Source organism: Mesotoga sp. HF07.pep.5.2.highcov, assembly GCF_003666285.1.
GTDB lineage: Bacteria > Thermotogota > Thermotogae > Petrotogales > Kosmotogaceae > Mesotoga > Mesotoga prima.
In genome coordinates, this window is sequence record NZ_JFHJ01000701.1 from 1 (window position 1) to 2,726 (window position 2,726).

Sequence of the window (2,726 nt, forward strand, 5' to 3'; positions counted from 1 at the left end):
GTCCCTTTTTCGCGTAAAAGGCAGAGATTCCAACCAAGACCTCCTTCGGGCGAACGGCCGTTCGCCCCTACAAGAGAACTGCATAATCGTCTGAAATTGTCATCCCGTGATGACTCTGCACGGGATCTCGCACTAAGAACCGCTATACGCTAAAAAACGAAAACCCGCTGAACGCTGTGAAGACAACGTTGTCCGTCAACGGTCCACCGTCCTCCGAGAGGAGCAAAACAAAGATCCCGAAACAAGCTCGGGATGACAGTGTGAGAGGGTTCCAAAAGCCTATACAGGATGATAGCCTTTGCATACTGCTCCATAACACTTCTTGTAGAGCAAACCGTTTCTTTTCACCAGACCCGAGACTCCATGCTCGATACCCAGTTCTTCGACTGGTGTAAAGAGGTGAGGTTCGAATTCTTTGACGTACACCTTTACTAATGTATAATCACTTTGTCAAGCAGTCATTTGCTGTGTCCTACATTTTCCAACCTCGATTGATTCCTATCAAGCGCTCACTAATTTGAAGGGGGTGCTACAATGCGTCGAACATTTCTTTTCTTGATTGTGCTTTCTTTAGCAATCATCTTTCTTGTTAGTTGTCCCGCCCTAAAATACGCTCTCACAATTCAGATAGGAGGCAGTGGAACTACGGATCCATCCGAAGGAGTCCATGAATTTAATAAGAACCAAGTAGTTACAGTAAAAGCATTTCCCGAAAGCTGTTGGGAATTCGACTCCTGGGAAGGTGAAGTAGCCTCGCCTGATTCAACTACAACGACCGTGACTATGGACAAGAGCAAGACTATCAAAGCCGTCTTCGTTTTGGATCAGATTGGCAGCATCATTGATAAGCTAGACCCGCTTACCCCATTATCCTTTAGGCATGGCGAAGAGCTTATTCCGTTGGTCCCGAGCAATATCCAGAGGTTCCTGAATCTTCTTGAAGACGACGATCCTTTGAATCGATGGGCTGCAGCCTATGCTCTTCAAAGAAATCAGCTCGATCAGTCAACTCTTGATGATCTGGAGGATTATCTCGATGACGAAAATCTAACTATCAGGGCTCTCATAGCTGTAGCATTTCTGGTGAGCGGAGATGAATCGGGAAAGTCTGTTTTAGTGAATCTTTTGACTGAAGATACCGTTATGATGTACAGTATCCCGCCTGTTTTGCTTTCAGACTTTGCCGAAGTTATCCTCAACGCTTACTACCCTGCCGAATATCCGTTGACGAGCTTTTCACCACAAACAACCACTGTCTCTGGTGGACCCTGCGAATACACTGTCACTGTGAAAGTGGTCTTTCATGGTGCAGGAGCCTCGGAAACACAGGTTGAAGCATGGGAGACTGATGCCGAAGCAATTTGGAATGGGGCTGACGGTTCACGTGAATGGGGAGACGGATGCTGTACTGTGAAATTCGAGTTTGATTTTTCCGTCCTCGCAGAAGGGGCTCAACCACCGGATGACGCCCATGTTGTAGAAGTCAAGAAAGTCAACAGTAGCCATACCTCTTGGGTGGCTACTCCTCTGCCGACTCCTGGATCGACAGAAACCACGACGGGTGAGTGGGACAGCCTCGACACAGGTCCCGTTATCGCTCATGAAATGGGACACATGATGGGTCTGGATGACGAGTATCATAATGACGAGGATGGGAACTACGTCAATGATAATCCTCAGCCTGAAGGGAGCCCTCCAAGTATAATGGCTCAGACCTGGGGTGGTGCCCAGCCTCTAACTGAACACTTTGATGCGATAATGGAGGCCGCAGATATTGAATGCGATTGTGACTACACGCTTACTATCGATCCGCCATATGATGTCAATATCTCTCCCGGTTCTCATACAGTCACAGTTACAGTTGCGAAAGAAGACGGAAAGCCAGCCAAGAACTGTGATCTCACCCTGAACATTACCGGTCTCCATCCGAAATCAGATGTTAAGCTAAAGACAGATGACGCTGGTAAATCACAGTACACCTATCAGTGCGTTAGGCTAGACCACACTGGAATAGACAACATCAACGTAACGGGGGAATGTGGAGCATTAGGAGATGCAATAAAGGAGTGGATAGCTCTATGGGACTTATTCCCATTTGGGATCAGCCCTTTTGACGGCCAGGAGGATTTTCCTTATTCAATTCCAATGGCAATTGTCTTTGGTGTTGAACCTGCACTCGCCCTTGAAGCAGAGAACCTAGCATTTAACGTCTCAGTAATGATGGGAACAGAGACACTCTTTTCCACGAAGACGCATCACACAGAGATCGAAACCCCTCTGCTTCTAGAACCTGGCAGCGATTTTACTTTGGAGATTGTGCCTATTTCTCTCCCGGATACTGAAGGAACACCGACAGTAATTAACTTTTCGACCTTGCCTCTTGAGTAAATTGAATCATTATCAAAGAACCACAGGAGGCTTGCCAGCAGACGCTGAGCGCTGTGAAGAGCCGTCCTTGGTCCTTCGTCCCAGATCATGGACCCGTCCTTCGCTGAGACCCAAGCCCAGATCCTCAACAGGAGCTTTTCATATGACGTGAAGGACTGTCATCTCGCAGTGCGTCTGTGCGGGATCTCCCATAAAAGAACCGCTTTTCGCTGGTCGCTGAACGCTTGGAAGAGCTGAGAAATAGGATATTTGTGAGTTCGATTCGCTCACGAGAAGGCGAGAGCGAAAATAGGGACTGACCGGGTCCTGTGGTCTGTTGTAGATATATAAGCTATGAC

1 protein-coding gene is annotated in these 2,726 nt (G+C 47.7%); it reads left to right on the forward strand.

Features of this window, described 5'->3' with window-relative positions; genetic code table 11:
- Positions 1 to 534 precede the first annotated feature (534 nt).
- Positions 535 to 2,388 (forward strand): InlB B-repeat-containing protein, encoded by a 1,854-nt coding sequence (locus tag BG32_RS14950; protein ID WP_121527069.1) that lies wholly within the window; start codon positions 535 to 537, stop codon positions 2,386 to 2,388.
- Positions 2,389 to 2,726: the final 338 nt, after the last annotated feature.

What these genes read in the sequence shown, in the direction of transcription:
- BG32_RS14950 (WP_121527069.1), top strand. Translation starts at nt 535, where the DNA reads ATGCGTCGAACATTTCTTTTCTTGATTGTGCTTTCTTTAGCAATCATC.